Consider the following 23,942-nt stretch of genomic DNA (forward strand, 5'->3'; position numbering starts at 1 on the left):
ATTATTGTTGAAGTGCAAACTTCATATCTGATCTGTCAACTCTAATTTTCCGGATAAATACTGTTATTGTACTTATGCCAGTCTTTTTCAGTACTGAAAAACTAGCTTATTTCCTACCAAATCTGACTTAAATCCAAAACAAAGCCAGGTAATAACGATTCCTCATAAAGTGTCTTAGGGTTATCTAATTTCTCAACCGGAATATTAGGACGATAAATAAAAACTTGGCGTTGTTTTCTATCAATTAACCAACCAAGTTGTGTGCCATTATCAATATACTCTTGCATCTTGTCTTGCAAAATTCGCAAGTTGTCGCTCTCAGAACGCAATTCAATCACAAACTCAGGACAAATCGGTGCAAATTTTTTTCGCAGTTCCAATGGTATGTCTTCCCAGCGATCGCGTTTTATCCACGCTGCATCGGGCGAGCGCACTGCACCATTAGGCAAAATAAACCCACCACTGGAACCAAAGCCTACACCTGTACCATCTTGCTTTGTCCAAATACCCAACTGAACAATAATGTTAAAGTTATGTTGATCGGTTTCGGAACCAGTAGGTGGCATAATCATTAATTCTCCCACAGCATTGCGTTCGATACGAAAGTCTGGATTTAACTGACAAAACTCGTAAAATTGATCTTCGGTTAATGCGATCGCAGGTTGTAATTGCAAGACCATTGGTATAATTTCTGTGACTACAGGTAAGTTGGTGGTCATAATTGCTGTTTGGCTACTTCACTTGCCTTCACTATAATCTCTTCACGCTCTAGGCGCTTTGCGAATGCGTCTACATGAATTGCCCTTACCTAAAAATCTATTTCAACTCAATAATGCCAAAATTTTAGGGGTAGTTATGAAACCACCCCTTTATTCTCCTAATATTTAGAATTTACTTGCAGCCTTTTAATGGGAAGTTAATTTACTCAGAAATTTTAATCGAACTTTCAACTTGAGAAGTCGCCAGTGTTGGTGCAGAGAAAATACGTGAGTACAGACTTGATGGTTGTTGATGAGCAACAATTGGTAAAACTTGACGAGCATGGGCGGCTAATTCTACCGCTTTCACATCATAAGTCTGCGTTGCTAATTTTGGATAAAACCCGATTCCGATGATTGGCAGTAGCAAACAAGCGGTAATAAATATTTCGCGGGGTTTGACATCAGATATTACAGCATCCAAGTGCAACTCTTTATTTTGCTCCCCATAGAAGACTTGACGCAGCATCGACAGTAAATAAATCGGTGTCAAAATCACGCCAACTGCTGACAGCAGCACGACTACAACTTTGAAGCTGGAACTGTAAACATCACTGCTGGCAATACCCAGAAACACCATCAACTCACCCACAAAACCACTCATTCCGGGTAAAGCAAGAGAAGCCATTGAACCAATGGTAAAGAGAGCAAAGGTTTTGGGCATTACTTTAGCCATACCGCCCATTTTATCCATCATCAAGGTGTGGGTGCGATCGTAAGTCACGCCAGACAGGAAGAATAAGCTAGCAGCAATCAAGCCGTGAGAAACCATCTGTAATACTGCACCGCTGATACCAAGCTCTGTGTAAGAGGCAATCCCAATCAGCACAAACCCCATGTGGGCAATTGAAGAGTAAGCCAAGCGGCGTTTGAGATTGGTTTGAGCAAAGGCACAGCAAGCACCGTAGACAATGTTAACCACACCCAAAACTGCTAACACTGGAGCAAAAGTCACATGGGCATTGGGCAACATTTCCACATTGAAGCGGATGAGAGCATAACCACCCATTTTTAACAACACACCAGCCAAAATCATTGAACCGGGTGCTGATGCTTCACCGTGGGCATCAGGTAGCCAAGTGTGTAAAGGGAAAATCGGCATTTTCACACCAAAGGCAATTAAGAAACCTGCATAAACCAACAATTCCAAGGTTTTGGGGTATTCTTTCATTCCTAGAGTCGCCATATCGAAAGTGACGGTATCTCCAGAAAATGCCATTGCAAAACCGGCAATCAAGATAAATATTGATGCAGCAGCGGTGTAAAGAATAAATTTGGTAGCGGCATAACGGCGGTTTTGTCCTCCCCAAATGGAAATTAGCAGGTAAACTGGCACTAACTCGATTTCCCACATCAGGAAGAACAACAGCAAATCTTGGGCAACAAATACGCCAAGCTGGGCGCTGTACATCGCTAACATCAAACCATAAAATAATCGCGGCTTGGTGTTAACTTTCCAAGCCGCGAATATTGCGAGGGTATTTATTAAGCCTGTCAGAAGCAGTAAGGGCATCGATAAACCATCAACCCCCACAGCCCAATGCAAACCTAACTGCGGTATCCAAGGATAGTTTTCTATAAGTTGAAGTCTTGAACTCTGGAAGTCGTACTTATACCAAAAGGCATAAATCATCAGTGCAAAGTCGGCGATCGCAACTCCCAAACTATACCACCGGACAGTTCTACCTTCCTTGTCTGGGATTAGGGGGATGGCTAAGGTAGCCACCAAGGGTAAGAGGATTATGGCTGTTAGCCAGGGAAATTCAATAGCATTCATTAATTCTGACAATCAATTTGCCTTATCAATTTTGATTTCATTATATTAAGGAATCAATATTTTTGTAAACATTCTTTAACTCTAGAAGATTAAATTTTTGACAAAGATAAGAACATATACTCATTTAATGTCGAATTTTCAGTTTAAATAAGAATAAATACTTATCGGGTTTTGACGATTTTATTCTAAATGTAAACTTTTGCAACGTCAACAAAAAACGGTAGCTAAAGCCACCGTTACAATACAGTTACATTTTTTGGTTCAGCCCAATTGTCAAAACTATTTAGTTTACGCTTATAAGTTGAGTCATAAAGCTAACCCTCTGTATTAGACTTCTTGGCTTTTGTCGGGAAAAGGGGAAAGTGGGGTTCCAAGAAGGGGATAAGAAGCGAGGGGAAGGAGAAAAGGTTCTGTATTGTCCCTTTCCCTTTTAACATGCACCCTTTTCCCCAAGAGTGCAAAAAGCACTTTTGCCAAGAGGTCTATTGGGTTAAGTGCAACGCCAATTTAAGGTTTAGCTATGTACTGAGATACTTTAATGTGCTAACTACGAGAGCAAAATCCCTTTTAAAACATCCTCTAACAGCTAAAAAGTCACCACACTACGAATTGATTCACCTTTGTGCATCAATTCAAAAGCATCATTAATTTGCTCAATGGGCATCACATGGGTAATTAAATCATCAATATTTATCTTACCTTCCATATACCAATCAACAATTTTCGGCACATCTGTACGTCCTCTAGCGCCACCGAATGCTGAACCTTTCCAAACGCGCCCAGTTACTAATTGAAAAGGACGAGTACTGATTTCCTGTCCAGCACCAGCAACACCAATAATCACGCTCACACCCCAACCTTTGTGGCAGCATTCTAATGCTTGACGCATAATTTTGACATTACCGATACATTCAAAGCTGTAATCAGCACCGCCTTTTGTTAAATCAACCAGATAGGGAACTAAATCACCTTCTACTTCTTGAGGATTAACAAAGTGTGTCATACCAAATTTTTCCGCCAAGGCGCGTTTGTTGGGATTAATATCTACCCCGACAATCATATTTGCCCCCACCATCCGCGCTCCTTGGATGACATTTAAGCCAATACCACCCAAACCAAAAACCACAACATTTGCTCCAGGTTCCACCTTGGCAGTATTGATGACTGCACCAATACCAGTAGTCACACCGCAGCCAATGTAACAAACCTTATCAAAGGGGGCATCTTCCCGAATTTTTGCTAAGGCGATTTCTGGCAGTACTGTATAGTTAGCAAAAGTTGATGTACCCATATAATGATGAATCATTCGCCCATCAATACTAAAGCGACTGGTGCCATCGGGCATAACACCGCGTCCTTGAGTTAGGCGAATGGCTTGACAGAGATTAGTTTTGAAACTCAAACAATATTCGCATTGGCGACATTCGGGAGTGTAGAGGGGAATCACACGATCGCCTGGTTTGAGACTGGTAACACCAGCGCCTACTTCCACTACCACACCAGCACCTTCATGTCCCAAAATAGCCGGAAACAAACCTTCGGGATCGTCACCAGATAAGGTAAAAGCGTCGGTGTGGCAAACCCCACTTGCTTTCACTTCAACTAAAACTTCGCCGACTTGTGGCCCTGATAGTTGAACGGTTTCAATCGTCAACGGCTTACCTGCACTGTAAGCTACTGCTGCTTTAACTTCCAATGTCAGCGCTCCTGTATAGTTTTGTCATTTGTCATTTGTCATTTGTCAATAATTCTTCTTCCCCTGCTCCAACTCATTACTCATTACTCATTACTCCTCTGCTCCCCTGCTTCCCCTGCCTCCCCTGCCTCCCCTGCTCCCTGTAACCTGTACCTATTCTCTTCTTTACTCCCCAGTTTTCTCACAGGCATTGAACGCATGATAAACTTTTGTATTACTTCATCGTATTTACTAAGCACGATCGCGGCTATAACGATAAATATTATTACCTTTGTTAAAATGTCATTCTCTGGCTAGATTGGTTAAAGGCGGCAACAGCTGTTTTGGCAACGATGTAAACTGGATGTCAGCAGCAAACCCCAAATAATTTGTCCACCCCTAAATTAATATATTTTGTCACAGCTTATGAATCCTGCCCTAACTCAAATTGGCGCTCAAATGTCCAACCTGACTGGCGTCAGAGCAATCATGAAGGATATTATCGAAACATTACGAGCGGGTGCAGGGCAACAGTTTATTAATTTGAGTGCTGGTAATCCGTTGATTTTGCCAGAGGTAGAGCAATTATGGCGGGATTGTACTGCACAACTTTTGGCTAGTCCAGAATATGGTGAGGTAGTTTGCCGCTACGGTTCAAGCCAGGGCTATGCACCATTCGTTGAAGCGATCGCCAACGATTTTAACAAACGCTACGGGTTAAAATTAACCGATCGCAATATCCTCATCACCCCCGGTAGTCAAACCCTCTACTTCTACGCTGCCAATACCTTCGGTGGCTACACCCCAAGCGGCGAGTTAAAACAAATCGTTTTACCCCTCAGCCCTGACTACACAGGTTACGGTGGCATTTGCTTAGTTCCAAAAGCCTTAACTGCCTACAAACCAACTCTCGATATTGATGCGGCTGCTCACCGATTTAAATATCGCCCCGACTTCAGCCAACTTACGATTACAGAAAATACGGGTTGTGTTCTCTTCTCTCGCCCCTGTAATCCCACTGGTAACGTCCTCACGGATGATGAGGTGAAAAAGATTGCCGCCCTAGCTGCGCCTTATAATTTACCCGTGTTAATTGACTCGGCTTATGCGCCTCCCTTCCCAGCATTAAACTTTACCGAAATGACACCAGTGTTCGGTGATAACATCCTCCACTGCATGAGTTTATCGAAAGCCGGATTACCAGGAGAAAGAATTGGTATAGCTATTGGTGATGAAAAGTGGATTGAAGTGCTGGAGTGTTTCCAAGCAAATATGAGTCTCCATTCTTCACGTTACGGCCAAGCGATCGCAGCTTATGCAATCAATTCTGGTGCTTTAGTGGAAATTTCTCACACTGTCATCCGTCCCTTTTACCAAAATAAATTTACCGTTTTAGAAACCAGCTTAGAACAAGCGATGCCCAAGGATTTACCTTGGTATCTCCATCGCGGTGAAGGAGCAATTTTTGCTTGGTTGTGGTTACAGGATTTACCCATGAGTGATTGGAAATTTTACCAGCTAGTTAAGCAAGTAGGTGTGATTATTGTCCCTGGAAGTACCTTCTTCCCCGGTTTAGACCAAGAGTGGGCGCACAAGCACCAATGTTTCCGCATCAGTCTTACAGGTACAGATGAAGAGATAGCCACTGCTATGCAACGTTTAGCAAAAGTGGCCGAAGAAGCTTATCAGCGTGCGGCTGTGACTGCCTGATTAAGGGCAGAGGGGCAGAGGGGCAGGGGAGCAGAGGAGTAATGAGTAATGAGTAATGAGTTGGAGCAGGGGAGAAATCAATTCAAAATTCAAAATTCAAAATTGAAGATTCAATCTCCATACTCAATGCCCAATGCCCAATGCCCAATGACCAATGACCAATGACAAATGACAAATGACAAATGACAAATGACAAATGACAAATGACAAATGACAAATTAGATAATTGGTTAGAAATTGGTAAGATTGTTGCCCCTCAAGGATTGTCTGGAGAATTACGGGTTTATCCTGTATCAGACTTTCCCGAAAGATTTGAAGTACCGGGAAAACGTTGGTTGTTGTGTTCAGGTGACACAGAACCGCAACCAATCGAATTATTAACAGGACGTTATATCAGTAATAAAAACTTGTATGTAATCAAATTAGCTGGCGTGGAAAATTGCGATCGCGCAGAGGCCTTGCGCGGTTGTAAATTAATGGTACCAGCAAGCGATCGCCCCCAATTAGGCGAAGATGAATATCATGTCCTCGATTTGATTGGCTTAGAAGTCTTTATGCAAGCATCTGGCGAACTCGTAGGTACGGTGGTAGACATCATCCCTGCCGGCAATGATTTGCTAGAAGTAAAATTACACCCATCTTTTACCACTGACAAAGGACAAATAACAAATGACAAAAAGCAAAAGACTGTTTTGATTCCATTTGTAGAAGCGATCGCACCAGTGGTAGACTTGCCATCTGGTCGTATTGAAATTACGCCACCGCCTGGGTTATTGGAAGTTAATAATTAGATTATTCATTGTTATTAAATTGTTGTTATTGCTTGACCATAGCTTCACAGCATTTTATTTTTGTGTGAATAACAAATTAATCTTGAGTTATTTTTGATGCGAGCAAAATTGAACGCTGATCGTGCATTGAAATATTAAGCTTGGTTGCTAGTTTTTGACGATCCTTATATCCTATATCATGCATATAACAGTGGCGTAAAATAATCTGTTTCAATAAACGATCGCAAACAGGATTTTTGGAGAATTCAGAGTGCAATTTATCAATCTTATGAGTATCTAATTTTTTTTCAAACTGTAATTCAATGATTTCTTGAATCAAGCAGAATGAAGGCTTATAGTTGCTTTCAGTTACTTTAGTATAGATGTCACGACCTTTGGCAGAACCTAGAGAAAACCCAATTTTGTAAAGCATCCCCAAAATAACGTTATAATTAATTCCTAAGTAAAAAGACTTGACTTCCTGAATAATTTTTGAGTCGTGAAGATTTGGTTTTTGTTCTAATATTTTTTGAATTTTCCTGATTGACTCTTCTCGCACGAATTCCGAAAATTTTAGAAAGACGCTAAGAAATCTTAGTGAAACCAAAAGTGATTCTTCATAGATAAACTCTAGAGAGTTTCGCTCCAGAGAGCCAAGTCTATTTCTTAAAATTTGTCCGCAGACTTCAATTGCTCTAAATACTTTGTTCACCTTTATCATGAATTCTTCTACGTCTTTGTCGTCATCTACAAGGTTATTCTGATCTTCATGTTGTTCAATAAAATCTTTTTGTCTATCATCTTCTAATCGTTCTTGCCTTGCGTCACGATTCTCTAAAACAAGGTCAGGTATTTCTTGAACAAAATCTTGAAGAAAAGATAAAGAACTTGCTTCTAGCGTCACTTCTTTTTCATCAGAAAAAATATCCATAACAGAAAGTAAAATCTCCTCAATAATCCACGGATCTTTGGAATGGTGCGTAAGAAACAGAACTATGTTTGATGCCTTCTCAAGATGAATCGTATTTACTAAATGTTTTATTCTCTTTTTAGCTTCTTCTCCTCGATGAAGAGAATCTGCCAATTTTTTTGCTGCAAAGAAGTAAAACAGATAACGGTAACGAAACTTTAGACCAGCCTCTGATAGTTGCAGAATAAATGAACTGACTAAATCTCTAATTACTTTGTCTCGATCAACTGTAAGAAAATTATTTGAGTAATTTTTAAAAAATACATTTAAGCCAGAGTCATCAAGACTTTCAGAGGAAGACTCTAAAATTGCTCCCCCAAGTTCTGATAAAACATTGAGGTATGTATCAATCTCAGTTTGTTTTACATGAACACGCTCTAGGGCTTGGTAGATCAAATATTGATAACAGTGTCCGTAAGCAGTCAGTTCAAGTCTCTGTGTAGTCATTGTCTCGAAAGACTGAAGAAGCATCAAAATGTGGAATGGTTTTGCTGGAACTACATTCTTGCGTACAAGCGAGTCTACATGGAGACGCAGTTCATCTATCTTTGCCCAAATCTGCTGATCGTCTGTTTCTTCAGTTAAGTCTAGTGCAACCCATTTCTCAATTAGTTTGGCACGATGGACATTATCAAAAGGAAGAATTTCTAATTTTTTATAATCATCAAGATCTGCAAAATCAGGTACCGCAAATCTAAAAGATTCCTCAGCAAACAGAATAGTGCGAGAAAAAATTGAATTAATACTTGCTAGAAATTTACTTTTACCCTTCTGATTAAGTTTGACTGCTGATATATCATCAACAATACAAATAACATTAGATTTATTAATAAATTCTTCTGCTGATATGAAATGATATGTATCTGAAACTAACTTTGCAATTTGTTCCTCAATCCTAGAACTTTTTATATTTGCCCCGTCAACTAGTAAAGGTAAGAATCCAAAAGAAAGAGCATCTAGGCAGATTTTTTTGGCAAGAGTAGTTCTGCCTGACTGCTCATCTCCTAAAATAAGGATACGGCTATCATATTCTAGTAGCTTTTCACCTGAAATATTTGATGATATTCCTTCTAACGATTCTTTTATAACTTTTAAATTAGGGAAGACAAATAAATCATTTAGAGAAATAGTTTCACGATTTCGATGTGCAAACTTTATTCCAGTATCATCAAGAAAATCTTTAAATTTATTTGAGAATTCTATATTTGAGTTTGAAGTAGTGCTTAAACTACTGAAGTGGTGTTCACTATAATTTAAAGAATCTGTTTTTTTTTCATTGCTCTGTTAATCAAGCTAATAAAATTTGGAAAATGGTTACGCAAGAAGTTTTCTGTATCTAGCTCCGCTTCGTAATAAATTCCCACAAAAGGGGGGATTAAAGAAATTACTCCTTTGAGCTTTGCTGCTGCTGATTTATCTGGCTGATTTAGTTTATCTCGGATTTCTCTCAAGATTATAAGGGCTTCATCAGGATAGCTAGGTGAGCTTATCTCAATTTTATGAACTTGGTTCACAATTTCTGCAACTACAAACTGTGCCTCTGGTTCTGAAAATTCGATAGATCCTGACTGCTCTGATAGAATCTCCCAGTACTGTTGTTCATACGGCTGCATCTCTTTTTTTATGTCGGCGATCTGCAACTTAATTCGCTCCTTGTCTTCATAGGGAGTCGTTGTCAACGTCAATTCTTTACCTGACACCTGTTGACGATAACGGGTCAGAATGTTCTCAAGGTGGCTCAGGCGATCGCTCGACATCCCTAAACTCCAAAATTTCAAAAACAACTGTTCAGTTTTACACAATCTAGTTCATTATGTCTTTAGAGTTTTTACATAACTAGAACTTACATATCGTACATAAGTACTATACGTAATTTGAGTATTTCAGCCATGTTTAGCACCCAGCGATGAGCTAAGGAATTTAGGCACAAAGGCTGAAAAAATTCATCATCGGTTAGATGGCCATCATCTTGAAAATAAGTAAGATTACATACTGGTGAATCCGTCAAAATCCTTTTGTAATGGAGTGTCGAAATGACATTAGCCAGTCCTCCACAAACAAAGCCTTTAACAGATGAAGAATTACAGAAGATAAACGCCTACTGGCGTGCAGCGAACTATCTTTCGGTTGGGCAAATATATCTACTAGACAATCCGCTACTAAGAGAACCTTTAAAGCTGGAACACGTCAAACCGAGGCTCTTGGGTCACTGGGGAACAACGCCAGGGCTGAACTTGATTTATGCTCACCTAAATCGGGTTATCAAAAAATATGACCTCAACACAATCTACATTGCTGGGCCTGGTCATGGAGGGCCTGGACTGGTAGCTAACACCTACCTAGAAGGAACTTACACCAAGTACTACCATAACATTTCCCAAGATGCTGAAGGAATCCAGAAACTCTTCAAACAATTCTCTTTCCCTGGTGGTATTCCCAGCCACGTTGCACCGGAAACTCCTGGTTCGATCCACGAAGGCGGGGAATTAGGTTATGCCCTCGTCCACGCTTATGGTGCTGCCTTTGATAACCCTGATTTAATTGTTGCTGCTGTTGTCGGAGATGGCGAAGCGGAAACAGGTGCTTTAGCAACTAGCTGGCATTCCAACAAGTTTCTTAACCCCGTACATGATGGAGCTGTACTGCCGATCCTGCACCTGAATGGGTATAAAATTGCTAACCCAACAGTATTGGCACGGATCGGTCGTGAGGAATTGGAAAGCTTATTTGTCGGCTACGGCTACAAGCCCTACTTTGTCGAAGGTGACGATCCCGCAGATGTCCACCAGCAAATGGCGGCGACTCTAGATATAGCGATCGCCGAAATTCAAAGTATCCAAAGAGAAGCCCGCGTACATGGTTTCACCGAACGTCCTCAGTGGCCGATGATTGTCTTGAAAACCCCTAAAGGGTGGACAGGGCCCAAGGAAGTTGATGGCAAAAAAACAGAAGGTTTTTGGCGATCGCACCAAGTTCCCTTTGGCAACATCGCCAAACAGCCAGAACACCTGAAACTCTTAGAAGATTGGATGAAGAGTTACAAACCAGAAGAACTCTTCGACAGCAACGGTAAGCTGATTCCCGAATTAGCAGAACTGGCTCCCAAGGGGCATCGACGCATGGGTGACAATCCCCACGCTAATGGCGGTCTTTTGCTGTGTGACCTGAAAATGCCCGACTTTCGAGACTATGCCGTAGATGTTCTCAAACCAGGGCAAGCGATCGCTGAAGCTACCCAAGTTGCCGGAAAATTCCTGCGGGATATCATGCAACTTAACCAAGAAAGCCGCAACTTCCGCATCGTCGGCCCCGACGAAACGGTATCGAATCGCTTGGGCGCTGTGCTAGAAGCGACAGACAGGGATTGGGCAGCCCAGATCCTCCCCGAAGATGACCACCTTTCCTCCGACGGTCGGGTGATGGAAATTCTCAGCGAAACTAATTGTCAAGGATGGTTAGAAGGCTACCTCCTCACCGGACGCCACGGGTTTTTCTCTTGCTACGAGGCGTTTATCCACATCGTTGATTCGATGTTCAATCAGCATGCCAAATGGTTGAAAACGACTAGACATATTCCCTGGCGTAGACCGATTGCTTCCCTCAATTACCTACTCACCTCTCACGTTTGGCGACAAGACCATAACGGTTTTTCCCACCAAGACCCCGGTTTTATTGACCATGTAGTTAACAAAAAAGCAGAGATCGTTCGGGTGTATTTGCCGCCCGATGCCAACACTTTGCTATCAGTAACCGATCACTGCCTGAGAAGCCGCAATTATGTCAACGTTATCGTTGCCGGAAAGCAACCAGCATTGCAATACCTAAATATGGATGCTGCTATCAAGCACTGCACTAAAGGCATCGGTATTTGGGAATGGGCAAGTAACGACAAAGACGGCGATCCAGATGTAGTGATGGCTTGTGCTGGGGATATTCCCACCTTAGAAACCTTGGCGGCTGTGGATATTCTGCGCCAGCACTTTCCAGATTTAAAAGTGCGGGTGGTGAACGTAGTCGATTTAATGACACTACAGCCAAAAAGCGAACATCCCCACGGTTTAAGCGAAAAAGACTTTGACACGATTTTTACCACAGATAAACACATTATCTTTGCTTTTCATGGCTATCCCTGGTTGATTCATCGCTTAACCTATCGTCATACTAACCACGATCAGATGCATGTGCGCGGCTACAAGGAAGAAGGAACTACCACCACCCCCTTTGATATGGTTGTTCTTAACGAACTCGATCGCTTCCATTTAGTGATGGACGTAATTGAGCGCGTACCAAAATTGGGATATAGGGCAGCTTATGTCAAGCAGCATTTGCAAGATAAGCTGATCGAACATAAGCAATACATCCAGAAGTACGGCGATGATATGCCGGAAATTCGGGACTGGAAGTGGCCTTATTAATCGGAGGACTTACGCAAACAATAACCAAAATCTTTATTTTCAGGTAGGGGCAATTCATGAATTACCCCTACAATGTGCAGTTTTGCGTAAGTTCTAAATAGGAAATAATATCAATTCAAAATTCAAAATTCAAAATTAAGAAAACCAGACATAACAAAGGTTTGGGAGTATGTATCTGTTGCATTCTTTTTTTAAATTGGTATAAGTAGACCTCTTGCAAAAATCCTTGAATCACCTCTCTCCTTGTGAAGCGACAAGCCTTTCTTTAACGTGAGTTCGACGAGTGCTATTTTGACCTCTCCCCCAGCCCCTCTCCTACCAGGAGAGGGAAGCAAAAACTTTTCTTTTCTCGTTCTCCTCCCTCTCCTTACCCAGACGCTACGCGTTCGCTTTTTAGGAAAGGGAGGCTGTCCGCGAAAGGTCTGTCGAACTCACGTTATATTAAATTCAAACAGTCGTTGGTTGAATTCGGGCGATCGTTTATTGAATTCGGGCGGTCGTTGATTGAATTCGGGCGATCGTTTGTTGAATTCGGGCGGTCGTTGATTGAATTCGGGCGGTCGTTGATTGAATTGTTCCTCATCTGGTGATTCAGCTAATTTCACTTTCACCATGCCAATCTGCTCGACTCAGGCAATAAACAAAGCACTCATCGTCACCAAACCGTCGATACTCGATAAATTTGAAGCCAAAGCGTTCATAGAAGCGGTGAGCGCGGGTATTACTGGCTAGCGGATCGATAAGTATAGCCGTCACTTGGGGATCGGCAAAACATCGAGCAAGTGCAAGCCGCATCATTTGTGTTCCATAGCCTTTACCCAAATCAGTTTCTTCCCCAATCCAGATATCAATTGCACGAAGATTCGCCGTCACATCACCCCAGTAATGGCTATCCTCATGTGCTGGATCGATAATCTGAATAAATCCGATGGGACGACCATCAATTTCAGCAATCAATTGCTCTCTCCATTCGGGAGTGCGTTCAAGTTGTACTTCCCAGCCCCAGTCATCGTTAGGATCGGAGTTAACTACATGAGGTTGCTCATCCCAGTGGCGCAATAAATCCAAATCAGCAAAGCTAGCAGGGCGGAGGTTTATCTTTATCGCAGGTGGTGGGGCATAGTTCATACTGTTTCTCCTATGTTTTCGGCGATTCACGGGATGAGTTGAATCACGACATCGTTGGGGTCTGTAACTTGAAAGAACCTTTCACCCCAAGGTTCACTCTCGATCTCCGTTGTAATTTTCACATCTTACTGATTGAATTCGCGCGTCAAAAATCTCAAAGTAATGAATGGCAGTAAGAAAAGCCTAAAGGCTTGTGTTGTCTTGTTCCCAGCTTGGAGTCTGGGAATGTATCTAAAAGAGGCTCTGCCTCTTGTCAAGCTACTGGAGGCAGAGTCTCCCAGAATGGGTTCCCAGCCTGGAGGCTGGGAATCAGTAATTTAGTAATGGACGTAATTGAGCGCGTACCAAAATTGGGATATAGGGCAGCTTATGTCAAGCAGCATTTGCAAGACAAATTGATCGAACATAAGCAATATATTGATAAGTACGGCGATGATATGCCGGAAATTCGGGACTGGAAGTGGCCGTATTAATAGGAAGACAGGCTTTTTCAGTTGAAGAGAATATACAACTTTGCTAACTCCCTGACTTTGTAGGAAAGGGAGTTTTCGTCTATCATCAGTGAACCAAGTACAGTTCTCAAAACTATAGCAGGTAACAAAGAATAGGCAACAGGCTTAAAAGTCTTTTGCTATCGGGGTTTGACGTTCAGTTTCTCTACTAACCTACCTGGCAACTGCTATAACTACTACTTTCCCCGTGAGGCTTTTTCCCTCTTTCTTCTCTGCTCTATTGTATTTACGTTCTCTTGCTGCTGTTTGCGGTATTCTTTGAATCCATCACTGTTTTCATATTTTTCAATCCATTTGTCACCTTGCATGTCCCCCAAATCTCTTGTATAGACCATATAAGTTTCAGGGTTTACACCTAATTTTTCCAAATGTTTTAAAGTCGTATACATCTGATGCATGTTAGGCTTATAGTGACCGCTTTTATCTGTGATCGCTTCAAGTTTGCCATTTATAACCTGAATGGCACCAGCACCTTTAACTGGGATGCCAGCTAAAGCACTTGAATGATGATATTCCCCTTCCTTATGGGCATCAGCATAGAACTTTCCATCAGGGCTAAGAACAAAAATCATCCAATCATTTCCATTATTTGGTGCACCAAGAGCTATCATACCTTTTGAGCTAAGGTCATCTCCAAAGGCATCTATCCATTTACCTCCGCTAATCGTGACTCCTCTTGGTCTGCGCTCTGCTTCCGACTCCAGGTATTTGACTCCTGGAATCTCGATTTTTTTTCGATCTAGGTAATCCCAGAAAGACTCTGTAGTGGGAGGTGGTGAAGATTTCCCAGCATACTTTGATTTTGCTTTCCACTCCCAAAAATTTGTTTCGCCATCCTCTAGTTGTTTTTGCTCTTCAAAAGCCGTTCTTATCTGTTTGTCTTTTTCGTCTTGCTCATTCAGCCATTCAATGATTCCAGTCTCTTTCATCCAGTTGTGATAATGTTCATGTCCTAATTTAAAAGCAGGTCGATGCAGTGCATCCCACGCCTCTAACCAATAATTTTCCTCGTGGTCGAGTCTCATAAAATTTAAACTTTTAGATTTACCTTTTATTTGAGGTAAAGATGAATCTGTTCTTACTATCTTCTTCAGTTTATTCCAGCGTTCTTTCCCGGTTGTCTTTGGTTTAGTTTGCTCTTCTACTTTGCTTTCTGGTATCTCTGGTTTAGTTTGCTCTTCTACTTTGCTTTTTAGTATGTTTATGTTCGTTGACTTCTTGAGATGCTGCGATAGAAACTTTTGCATGAGACCTCGAACCTCATCATCACTCAAGCGAGAGACAACCTTATTAGGGTTTTGCAGCAAATCAGGTATTTTTTTTCGTGCTTCTGTAATATCTCCACGCTCAAGAATATCTTGAGTTTCTTTTAGATGATATTTTAGAGTTAGTTTAGGAGATTTTTTATCACTACGATATACAGTAAATGAATTAAATTTAATATTGGTTATGAAAGTTTTATGGTCTTTTCTTAACTGTTCACTTTCTTTTTTTAACTTAATTTTTTCCTTAGTTTTTTCTATAATTTTTATGATTTCTTCATCGCTTAAAGGAGTAATTTTAGTGATTCCATATTGGATTTTTCTTGACAGTAAATCAGTTACTAATTTTGGTGAAAATTGCATTATATCGTCGTAGTCAAGTTGAAAATCATGTTTTGATCTAAAATTATCTGGATTCTCTTCTTTTTCTTTTTTATATTCCGAAAAAAGATAGTCTGCTATTTTATTTAAATTTTTCTCAACCTCTCGATTGATATCAAATAAGGTTGTTTCTGATTCAGAAGAGGTACTTGGTATTTCATCTTCTGATTTCACCTCTTCCTTTGATTCTTGAGGTCGAAAATCTGAGGCTTGTGAATCTGTATCAATGCTCGATCCAGACTCGGTTTCTAACTGTTGCGTCTCTTCCTCTGCTTTGATAGACTTATTCGCTATCGGATCTGTTGTTGGTTTTTTCTTATCACTCAGCCACGGTTGTGAGTCAGTTGAATCTTTATTTTCTTGTCCTATCTGTTCAAACTTTTTAATCTTATCTTTAACGCCTATATCACTCAGCGACGGTTGTGAGTCAGTTGAAACTTTATTTTCTTGTCCTATCTGTTGAAACTTTTTAATTATATCTTGAACGCCAAGAAGCTGGATAACATCTCCATCTGTCTGAGTTACCTTACCCTGTATCCCATCTACTGTATTTACTACATTACCCGATTCACTTGAAGCTGTTCTCTTATCGCTTACACCAACCTGATGTTTTAGTTTAGAAGCCGTCTGAATAGGAATATCCTTACTCTGCGGTTCATGCATTTGGCTTACGACATCTGTGGCTACCCTATTTGCTTCCTGCTCATACTTATCTTCAGGTTGCCCAATTGTAAGTTGTGGCTGAATTTGTTGTGCTAAATGTGTTTCACGCCTTGTAAATAAATCAGGGATTTCTAACAGGTTAGGCTGATTCTTGCTACTTTCTTTTTTCTGCATCCAGAAGTTATTCATCTTAGCTTGCAATACACCCAAGCGTTCCTGTCCTTCTGGCGTTATCGTGCCATATTTTGCCTGGATCTCTAATTTTGTAGCCTCCATTTTTTGAATTTGGAAGGCTTGATTATCTATTTGTTCTTGGGTGAGAGGCTTCTTTGATGTCTGTTTACTCTGGATAGGAAAGTATCGAGGTGTCAACTTGGATATTTCTTGGGGTCTTTGGTGACTTTGTAAGGTAGCTTTGTGGAGTCTTTGGAATTTCATTTATGATTTGTTTGTCACTCAGAGCGAACGTATTGTAACACCAGAAGTGTTTGCATAATTTTTTAACTTTGTACTGTTCAGTAATTTCAGCTACTTAATGCATCGACCGCTACTCATTTTCATGGTTAGCGCTAGGATAGCTATGTATTTTATTAAAGTATAAATATGACTCAAACTTTTTACGTAAATCCAGTATCAGGTAGCAATACCAACCCAGGTACTCAACAAGCCCCTTTCAAAACTATTACGCAAGCCCTGAAGGTAGCTACTGTTGATACCAAAATTCAACTAGCAAATGGTAATTACAATGCTGCTAGCGGTGAAGTCTTTCCGTTAACAGTTCCATCTGGTGTGACAGTGGTGGGTAATGAAACCAATAAAGGCAATGGCATTTTGATTGAAGGAAGTGGTACTTACCTAAGCCGTACTTTTGCGGGTCAGAATGTCACATTTGTACTGCTAGATAAAGCTGAACTCCGAGGAGTGACTGTAACAAATTTGGCTAGTCGTGGTAGTGGTGTTTGGATTGAATCAACTGCCCCTACTGTTGCTAATAGCACCTTCATCAACAATAAGCGGGAGGGAGTATTTGCTACAGGCGATGCTAACCCAGTGATTCTAGGTAATGTGTTCAGTGAGAATGCAGCTAATGGAATTGCGATCGCTAAAAATTCTAAAGGTCAAATCGAAAATAACACCTACTCTAAAACAGGTTTTGGCATTGCCATTAGCGATACTGCATCACCCATCCTTCGAGATAACAGAATTTATGAAAACCGTTCTGGGATTGTCATCTCTGGTAGCGCTCGTCCCGTATTACGTAATAATGTCTGTGAAAATAATACTGATGATGGGATCACAGTGATTGGAACTGCTCTACCGGATATCGGCAGTATCAATAATCCGGGGGGCAATACTCTACGCAATAACGGTAAATTTGATTTGCAAAATGTCAGTTCCAACAAGCTGATTTCTCTAGGAAATAAAATAGATGCGTCTAAAGTTACCGGAAACATAGAGTTTGCAGATAGTTCGGTTCCAACACCGACTCCAACGCCAACGCCAACTCCAACGCCAACTCCAACTCCAACTCCAACCCCTGCTATTGAATTAACCGATATTGCTAATCATTGGGCAGGTGGGTTTATTCGGGAATTAGTCAAATTGGGGATAGTTAATGGTTTTCCCGATCGCACATTTAAACCCGATGCGACAATGACACGGGCACAATTCGCGGCAATAGTGGTAAAAGCTTTCAACCCACCACCAAGCCGTGCAGCGATCAAATTCAAAGATGTACCAGCAGACTTCTGGGCATCTAAGGTAATTCAGCAGGCATATCAGGGTTTATTTCTCTCTGGTTTTCCCGACAATACCTTTAGTCCCAACAAAAATATCCAGCGCGTGCAAGTGATTGTCTCTCTGGTGAATGGATTGGGGTTATCTAGTGATGGTACGGCAACTATCAAAGTTTTCGATGACCAAGCCAAGATTCCTGAATATGCCAAGGATGAGGTAGTAAAAGCTATAGACAAGGAAATTATCGTCAATTACCCAAACCTGAAACAACTCAATCCTACCCGCGATGCTACACGCGGTGAGGTAGCGGCGATAGTGTATCAAGCTTTGGTAGATGCAGGGCGTGTAGCAGCAATCGATTCGTCTTATATAGTGACTGCTTGAGGGGGCAGGGGGGAAGGGGAGACAAGGGGACAAGGGGACAAGGGGACAAGGGGGAATTATTGAACAACTCTCTCCCAAGTCTTCCCCCTCTCTTCTTCGTCTACCTTGTCTCTTCTTCATGCCCTCTGCATACCTCTGCCTCTGGAGCATCCTTATGCTACCTACCCTTCAGCTTAACAAGCGTGCTATTCAAGCCACGGGTGTTGGTGAAAGTTAAAAGCGAACGCTGGGAAAATCGTTCGCTTAACTTTACTTGCCGAACATAGTGGTTAGTTGCTTGTTAATAGCATACTATAGACTGTGAATTTCAGAGCATTTGACAAAGATTTTGGTGCTAATGCCGATGAATTCGATCTAGTTGCTTCGCCCTCTAATACGCCCCCAGTGGCCCCACTTTCTTGGAAACCTAAATTAAATCAGGCTTTCTTGATTTTGAATTTTGAATTGGTATTATTACCATGTTCCAGTAATAGAATTGAGAGCGAAGGCTTGATAAAGTCTTCAACTATCAAAAGATAGATGCTTTAGTAGCAGATTTTACCTGTAAAAAAACAAAAGTCTGTATTCAAAGTAAGCTTGTAGCATATAAAACGCTTGTAAGATTTTTATGACTTCCCGGATTCGCTTTTTAATGTGCCCTCCTGACCACTACGATGTGGACTATGTGATTAATCCTTGGATGGAAGGGAATATTCACAAGTCATCGCGCGATCGCGCCGTGGAACAGTGGCAGGGACTACATCAAATCCTCAAACAACACGCCATTGTAGATTTAGTACCACCTGAAAAAGGCTGGCCTGATTTGGTTTTTACTGCCAACGCTGGCTTAGTTCTGGGCGATAATGTCGTCCTCAGTCGCTTTTTGCACAAAGAACGTCAGGGAGAGGAGCCTTTCTTCAAGCAATGGTTTGAGGCAAATGGTTATACAGTCAATGAACTTCCCAAAGATTTGCCCTTTGAGGGAGCAGGAGACGCACTGCTGGATCGAGAAGGACGCTGGTTATGGGCGGGATACGGTTTCCGCTCGGAATTAGATTCTCACCCTTATCTAGCTAAATGGCTGGATATTGAGGTGCTATCCCTGCGATTAATAGACGAACGTTTCTATCATCTAGATACCTGTTTTTGTCCCTTAGCAAATGGCTATTTGCTATACTATCCCGGCGCTTTTGATTCTTACTCCAATCGCTTAATTGAAATGCGAGTCGCACCAGAAAAGCGAATTGCAATTGAAGAGGCTGATGCAGTCAACTTCGCTTGTAATGCGGTGAATGTGGATAGCATCGTCATCATGAACAAGACGAGTGATGCTTTGAAAACCCGCCTTCAGGATGCAGGTTTCCAAGTGTTGGAAACACCACTTACGGAATTTCTCAAAGCTGGTGGTGCAGCTAAATGCTTAACTTTGCGGGTTACAGAACCAGTTAGGGATGAAATTCATGCCAATGTCTCGGTAGAAAGCCGCGTCATTCGCATGGAAGGACATTTGCTAGATGCTGGCTTAATTAACCGTGCTTTGGATTTGATTATAGATGCTGGCGGAAGTTTCAAAGTCCTGAATTTCAACTTGGGAGAACAACGGCAAAGTACTTCAGCCGCCGAGGTGAGGGTATCAGCACCATCCCATGAGGTGATGGAAGAAATTATCTCCCGATTGATTGATTTGGGTGCTGTAGATTTACCCCATGATGAGCGAGATGCCAAACTAGAGCCAGTAATTCAAGATGGCGTTGCGCCCGATGATTTCTACGTCAGTACAATTTATCCCACGGAAGTGCGAATTAATAGTCAGTGGGTGAAGGTAGAAAATCAGCGGATGGATGGCGCGATCGCCATTACTGAAACTCCCACAGGTTTAGTTGCTCGATGTAAAATCCTCCGTGATTTAAAAGTTGGCGAACAGGTAATTGTAGATGTTTTAGGTATTCGCACCATCCGCAAAACTGAATCGCGGGAACTCCGCAGCACCCAAGAATTCAGCTTTATGTCGGCGGGAGTTTCTAGCGAACGGCGCGTGGAATTAGTCGTTGAGCAAGTGGCTTGGGAATTGCGTAAAATCCGCGATGCTGGTGGTAAAGTAGTTGTCACGGCTGGCCCTGTGGTAATTCACACTGGTGGCGGCGAACACCTGGCGCAACTGATTCGAGAAGGATATGTACAAGCACTGCTGGGTGGTAATGCGATCGCAGTTCACGACATCGAGCAAAATATCATGGGCACTTCCTTGGGTGTAGACATGAAGCGGGGTGTCGCCGTACATGGAGGACACCGCCATCACCTCAAGGTAATTAATAGTATCCGTCGTCATGGCAGCATTCCCAAAGCTGTGGAGGCGGGAGCAATTAAAAGTGGCGTGATGTATGAGTGCGTCCACAATCATGTACCTTTTGTGCTTGCGGGTTCCATTCGGGATGACGGGCCTTTGCCTGATACCGTAATGGATTTGATTCAAGCACAAGAGCAATATGCCAAACACCTAGAAGGTGCAGAGATGATTTTAATGCTGTCATCGATGCTGCACTCCATTGGTGTGGGAAATATGACCCCGGCGGGTGTGAAAATGGTATGTGTCGATATTAATCCAGCTGTAGTGACTAAGTTAAGCGATCGCGGTTCTGTAGAATCAGTGGGTGTGGTGACAGATGTAGGGTTATTCTTGAGTCTGTTGATTCAGCAGTTGGATAAGTTAACAAGTCCTTATGTAAATAAGGTACGTTAAGAAAATAAACCGCGAAGACGCAAAGGGCGCGAAGAAAGGAAGATGACAAGAGTAGCTTTTAGTGAAGAGTTGCAGGTTAATTGGGTAAGTTTTATAGCTGATTTCTTGTTGGTAGGGATGGTTTTTGGCCCGCCGATTGCTCCCTTTTTGGCTGCGTCTGGAGTGTCTTTGCTTCCTGGAATTGCGGACATCATTTATTTCATGGGTAATCATGTCTGTCCGCAACCAGAGATGGGGTTAGATTTAGCACCACCGTTTATTATGGCTGTGTGTATGCGCTGCTACGGCACTGTCACGGGTTTGCTAATTACTCGTCTGTTGTACGGCGTAACTGCTGGTAAAGGATTTTACTGGTTAAGTCAGTATGGCTGGAGTGGTGTGGCGATCGCAAGTGTGCTGATGATGGCTTATCCTTTGGAATTAGCAGCACAGATTTTCGGTTTGTGGAATTTTAATAACTATCTGGTTACGCCTTTTGGGTTAACTACGGGTTTGGCGTGGGGATTGTTTACTATGCCGATTTTGCACGAGTGGCATAGTGCTAAAACTAGTTTACGTTAATTGTAGAAACGTTGCATTGCAACGTCTCTACTGAACATTATTGGTATAGTTTCCTCTTTTTTAATGGGTTAGGGAATTAAGCCTTAACTGAATCGTATTGATTTACAGGACTAGGAGCTAATTTATGTTTACGTTTCCGTCGTAAACCTACACTTAAGGCTCCAAAAGTTAATGCACCCAATGCAAAATTAGGTTCGGGAACACTGGCAATAGTAGACTTATTCTCTACACTATCGGAAGATCCGCCAAACTCAGTTAAAAGCAATTGGTAGCTAAACAAACCGTCTGAATCACCAATAAATTGCAGAGGTGCTGAAAATTTCAGCACAGTGCCATCAAGGCTGTATGGTACTGAACCCCGAATCTTACCCCAACCTCCTGAATTTGGTTCAAATGACCCAACTGAGAACACATCACGTATCCGAATGTCACCTGCAACATTAATTTCTTCTCCGCGAATAATTGAAGAAAGGTTACTATAGGCAGAGAGCGGTCTAAAAATAGGCAATTCCCCACTCGGGTCAATATAGTATTGAAAAGAATCGGCTTGTCTATCAAATTGATCGACTGTGAAAAAATCTGGCACTCTATTAAAGTTTACAGTGAATGTTACTTCTTGAGCATCAAGATTTACCACTGCTGACTCTGATTCAACTAATAATACTGCTTGTGCTATTTGCCCTGTGCCCAAGGCAATTAAAGCTGATCCAAGCAGAGACACTGATAACTTCTGTGCGTATGTCATAAAAATTACTTTTTAACCGTAGTATGACATCAAGATAATACGGCAAGTAACATATTTGTTAAAAGTTATAGCAGTAATTTCACTGAAAATTTATGATAATTTTACAGAATTTTTCACAAAAATTGTACTGCTCAGGATAAACGATCGCTAGTATTTAGAATACTAGCGATCGTCATATTTGCGATCGTTATCCTCTTATACTGCTTGTACCTACCTTCACCTTCTGCGCTCTTTCAACGATTTGGTAAAGTTTGTGTTCAAATTTCTGCATACACGCTGACCAATCAAACTCGAGTATAGAGGGGCGAGCGTGTCTAGTCATATCTGCTTTCAAACCGGGATTTTCCAAAATCGCAATTACCTTTTGGGCAAAATCTGTAGGATTGTTAGGTTGGGCAAGGAAGCCATTCCGACCAGGAAATACCTGTTCTGAAGTTGAAGGTGCAACAACAGCAACCAGAGGAGTTCCAGATGCTAATGCTTCGTTATTTGTCGTGCAGAAGTTCTCGGTGACGGAGGGATTGACAAAAACATCCGCTCTAGCAAACCAACCTAGAAGTTCTGTACCGTGAGACTCACCCCATATAGTAATACCCGATCCAAACTTTTTAGCACGCTCGCGGATCTCTTCATCTAGCGGGCCACTACCAACAATTACCAGATGGACATCAGGAATTTTCGCAGCTATGACTGGAAAGATATCAAGCAATTGGTTGACATTCTTTTCCGGGGTAATGCGTCCGACAAACAACAGAGTTGGTCGGTTATCGTTAGGAATAGGATCGTAACAAATGTTTCGCGGGTGAAATTTTTCGCAATCGATACCTTGATAAGCGACGTATTCAGCGCGCTGGCATTTCAGTTCTTCGTATTTAGTCAGTTGTTCTTTAGAAGAAAAGTAATTGAAGTCATAAGACTCACTAAATTGCTTGACTAAAACGGGAACGATGGGACGAACCAAATTGAAAAATCGCTCTCCAAAGTAATATTTGATATACGCAACAATATCTGTATGGAAGAGTGATATTATTGGCGTGCCTGTTCGTTTTGCGTATTGAGTGCCGATTGGACGACCATAACCTTGTAAGAAAAATGAGTATAAACCTCTCATTTGGGCTGCTTCTTCAACCACGATAATATCGGGCTGAAATTTCTCCAGCAACTTGGTATCGCTCCAATGTCGATAATTCAACGGTTGAGGAAGAGACTTATAGAATAGTAGTGGTTCTGTAGGAAATGCGTAAGCAGAAAAATTGGGGAAAGATTGAATTTCTTCTAAACCTGGCATGGGGCGATCGCCAACATTTTTGGGGTAGCGATCGTTGATTTGCGGATGGATTAAAAAAACCTCATGTCCTTGCTCTAGCAACCAACGAACTCGTTGGTGTACTGCAACGGAAACACCAGTTAAGAAAGGAGCGTACAACCCTGTAAACAGTGCAATGCGAAGTTTTTGCTTAGTCATAATAAAGGGGAATATTTCACAAAATTGCTGGTTTTTAACTTAGGATTTACGCAGCAAATGTTTGATGAACATCCTGATTATTTGGCTCAGAAATTCCCACTAATACAACTAGACTAAGGATTTACGCATTGTTAAATAGCTGAAATTGTCGATTTTGAAGTAGATGTTTATAGTGCTTCTAGTTTGTGTGCAATAGATTTTGACCTCACTTCCATTCCTCTCTCCTTGTAGGAGAGAGGCTTTGAGGTTTACTCCCCAAAGCTAGTAGGGAAGGGGTTGGGGGTTAGGTCTGTATTAGACTCAATTGCAA

At 41.7% G+C, this 23,942-nt stretch carries 16 protein-coding genes and 1 pseudogene; 7 read left to right on the plus strand and 10 right to left on the minus strand.

Translation table 11 applies throughout. The annotated features are described in order from the left end of the window. Positions 1–113: 113 nt before the first annotated feature. The 3 genes from RMY32_RS20805 to RMY32_RS20815 form a co-directional block, all read right to left on the minus strand. Positions 114–719 (minus strand): Uma2 family endonuclease, encoded by a 606-nt coding sequence (locus RMY32_RS20805; protein WP_322709207.1) that lies wholly within the window; start codon positions 717–719, stop codon positions 114–116. A 202-nt stretch (positions 720–921) separates the two neighbouring features. Further along, positions 922–2,535, minus strand: a complete 1,614-nt coding sequence (locus RMY32_RS20810; RefSeq protein ID WP_322709208.1) for an NAD(P)H-quinone oxidoreductase subunit 4 — start codon at positions 2,533–2,535, stop codon at positions 922–924. A 586-nt stretch (positions 2,536–3,121) separates the two neighbouring features. Continuing rightward, on the minus strand, positions 3,122–4,231 hold the full coding sequence (locus RMY32_RS20815) for an S-(hydroxymethyl)glutathione dehydrogenase/class III alcohol dehydrogenase (RefSeq protein ID WP_322709209.1): 1,110 nt from the start codon (positions 4,229–4,231) through the stop codon (positions 3,122–3,124). Between the two features lie 405 nt (positions 4,232–4,636). Between RMY32_RS20815 and RMY32_RS20820 the strand changes: the two genes are divergently transcribed. Then, complete coding sequence (locus tag RMY32_RS20820) at positions 4,637–5,920, plus strand: valine--pyruvate transaminase (RefSeq protein WP_322709210.1); 1,284 nt, start codon at positions 4,637–4,639, stop codon at positions 5,918–5,920. A 203-nt stretch (positions 5,921–6,123) separates the two neighbouring features. Further along, positions 6,124–6,711 (plus strand): ribosome maturation factor RimM, encoded by a 588-nt coding sequence (gene rimM, locus RMY32_RS20825; protein ID WP_322709211.1) that lies wholly within the window; start codon positions 6,124–6,126, stop codon positions 6,709–6,711. A 76-nt stretch (positions 6,712–6,787) separates the two neighbouring features. Here the strand turns inward: rimM and RMY32_RS20830 are convergent, their stop codons facing one another. Both RMY32_RS20830 and RMY32_RS20835 read right to left on the minus strand, forming a co-directional pair. Further along, on the minus strand, positions 6,788–8,107 hold the full coding sequence (locus tag RMY32_RS20830; RefSeq protein WP_322709212.1) for a hypothetical protein: 1,320 nt from the start codon (positions 8,105–8,107) through the stop codon (positions 6,788–6,790). Between the two features lie 806 nt (positions 8,108–8,913). Further along, positions 8,914–9,438: a hypothetical protein gene (locus tag RMY32_RS20835; RefSeq protein ID WP_322709213.1), complete on the minus strand. Its 525-nt coding sequence runs from the start codon at positions 9,436–9,438 to the stop codon at positions 8,914–8,916. A 255-nt stretch (positions 9,439–9,693) separates the two neighbouring features. Here RMY32_RS20835 and RMY32_RS20840 point away from each other — a divergent pair, with 255 nt between their 5' ends. Next, positions 9,694–12,075: a phosphoketolase family protein gene (locus RMY32_RS20840; RefSeq protein WP_322709214.1), complete on the plus strand. Its 2,382-nt coding sequence runs from the start codon at positions 9,694–9,696 to the stop codon at positions 12,073–12,075. Positions 12,076–12,506: 431 nt separating this feature from the next. Here RMY32_RS20840 and RMY32_RS20845 read toward each other — a convergent pair whose 3' ends face one another. Both RMY32_RS20845 and RMY32_RS20850 read right to left on the minus strand, forming a co-directional pair. Beyond that, entirely contained in the window at positions 12,507–12,689 is a 183-nt protein-coding gene (locus RMY32_RS20845; protein ID WP_322709215.1) for a hypothetical protein, read from the minus strand. Then, positions 12,667–13,203, minus strand: a complete 537-nt coding sequence (locus RMY32_RS20850) for a GNAT family N-acetyltransferase (RefSeq protein WP_322709216.1) — start codon at positions 13,201–13,203, stop codon at positions 12,667–12,669. Before RMY32_RS20850 ends, RMY32_RS20845 begins: the two co-directional genes overlap by 23 nt. A gap of 314 nt (positions 13,204–13,517) precedes the next feature. Here RMY32_RS20850 and RMY32_RS20855 point away from each other — a divergent pair. Further along, positions 13,518–13,676: pseudogene (locus tag RMY32_RS20855) on the plus strand (hypothetical protein); the annotation flags it as partial. 215 nt (positions 13,677–13,891) lie between these two features. Here RMY32_RS20855 and RMY32_RS20860 read toward each other — a convergent pair. Next, complete coding sequence (locus tag RMY32_RS20860; RefSeq protein ID WP_322709217.1) at positions 13,892–16,393, minus strand: hypothetical protein; 2,502 nt, start codon at positions 16,391–16,393, stop codon at positions 13,892–13,894. A 231-nt stretch (positions 16,394–16,624) separates the two neighbouring features. On the opposite strand from RMY32_RS20860, the gene RMY32_RS20865 reads away from it, so the two are divergent. The 3 genes from RMY32_RS20865 (at position 16,625) to RMY32_RS20875 (ending at position 21,422) form a co-directional block, all read left to right on the plus strand. After that, positions 16,625–18,142 (plus strand): DUF1565 domain-containing protein, encoded by a 1,518-nt coding sequence (locus RMY32_RS20865; RefSeq protein WP_322709218.1) that lies wholly within the window; start codon positions 16,625–16,627, stop codon positions 18,140–18,142. Positions 18,143–18,749: 607 nt separating this feature from the next. Next, on the plus strand, positions 18,750–20,861 hold the full coding sequence (locus tag RMY32_RS20870; RefSeq protein WP_322709219.1) for a TIGR00300 family protein: 2,112 nt from the start codon (positions 18,750–18,752) through the stop codon (positions 20,859–20,861). Positions 20,862–20,903: 42 nt separating this feature from the next. Then, positions 20,904–21,422 (plus strand): DUF2085 domain-containing protein, encoded by a 519-nt coding sequence (locus RMY32_RS20875; protein WP_322709220.1) that lies wholly within the window; start codon positions 20,904–20,906, stop codon positions 21,420–21,422. Positions 21,423–21,498: 76 nt separating this feature from the next. Here RMY32_RS20875 and RMY32_RS20880 read toward each other — a convergent pair whose 3' ends face one another. Continuing rightward, positions 21,499–22,143: a hypothetical protein gene (locus tag RMY32_RS20880; RefSeq protein WP_409883608.1), complete on the minus strand. Its 645-nt coding sequence runs from the start codon at positions 22,141–22,143 to the stop codon at positions 21,499–21,501. A 211-nt stretch (positions 22,144–22,354) separates the two neighbouring features. Beyond that, positions 22,355–23,632 (minus strand): glycosyltransferase, encoded by a 1,278-nt coding sequence (locus RMY32_RS20885; protein WP_322709222.1) that lies wholly within the window; start codon positions 23,630–23,632, stop codon positions 22,355–22,357. Between the last annotated feature and the right edge of the window lie 310 nt (positions 23,633–23,942).

The sequence above is a fragment of the Nostoc sp. ChiSLP03a genome, assembly GCF_034531215.2.
Classification (GTDB): Bacteria; Cyanobacteriota; Cyanobacteriia; order Cyanobacteriales; family Nostocaceae; genus Nostoc.